This is a genomic window from Bradyrhizobium sp. IC4059 (assembly GCF_020193615.1).
Classification (GTDB): domain Bacteria; phylum Pseudomonadota; class Alphaproteobacteria; order Rhizobiales; family Xanthobacteraceae; genus Bradyrhizobium; species Bradyrhizobium yuanmingense.
The window spans coordinates 1-1,043 of record NZ_JADYVH010000039.1 but is presented as its reverse complement, the minus strand read 5'-3'; the positions used below and the strand labels follow the sequence as shown (position 1 = coordinate 1,043).

Genomic DNA, 1,043 nt, shown 5'->3' with positions numbered 1-1,043 from the left:
CACCTACACCGACCTGTTCGGCGCCAGCGAGAACGTGACCAGCGCGGCCACGGCGACGGTTGCCGCTGCGAGTGCCACCACTACGCTGTTCACCACCCAGACGCCTGTCATCACCAATGCCAACGACGGAGTAGGTTATGAGTTGGGGATGCGCTTCACCAGCGACACCTCCGGCTCGATCCAGGCAATCCGGTACTACAAGGCCCCGGGCGAGACGGGCCCGCATATCGGCCACATCTGGTCGGCCACCGGCCAGGAGCTGGCGACGGTCACGTTCACCAACGAAGGCGAATCGGGCTGGCAGCAGCAGGCGCTCGCCACGCCCCTGACCATCCAGGCCGGCACAACCTACATCGTCTCCGTCAACATCAACAGCAACTACGTCTCCACCACGCAGGGCTTCGCCTCAGCCATCAGCAATGGTGGCCTGAACGCCCCGGTGGGTGCCGGCGTCTTCGACCTGTCCAAGGGCGCCTTCCCCACCAATGTCTATCAGAATGCAAACTATTTCCGCGACGTCGTGTTCGCTGCGGGCTCGTCACAGCCCAATAACCGCCCCGGTGTGGTAAGCGTCAGCGGGACGCCGACGCAGAACCAGACCTTGACCGCGACCGTGAGCGATGCGGACGGAGTGCCGGGCACCGTCTCCTATCAGTGGCAGCAGAGTGCGAACGGCAACTCGTGGAGCAACATCAGTGGCGCGACCGCGAGCACGCTGGTCCTCGGGCAGGCTCAGGTCGGCAGCTTCATACGGGTCACCGCCAGCTACACGGACCTCTCGGGCAGCACCGAGGCCCCGGTGAGCACCGCGACCGCCACGACAGTGGCCAACGTCAACGACCCCGGCGCTGTCACGATCAACGGCACCGCGACCCAGAACCAGATCCTGACGGCCAGCGTCACGGACCCCGACGGCGCGCCCGCCAGCATCACCTATCACTGGCAGAGCAGCCCCGACGGCACCACTTGGACGAACCTGGCCGCCACGACCTCGAGCCTCACCCTCGATAGCAGCCTGGTCGGCAAGCGGATCCGCGTGAATG

1 protein-coding gene is annotated in these 1,043 nt (G+C 65.7%); it reads left to right on the top strand.

Annotated elements, in window-relative coordinates; translation table 11 throughout:
* The coding region (locus I6F12_RS36990) for a DUF4082 domain-containing protein (protein WP_225158544.1) at positions 1–1,043 on the top strand (1,043 nt) is incomplete at both ends.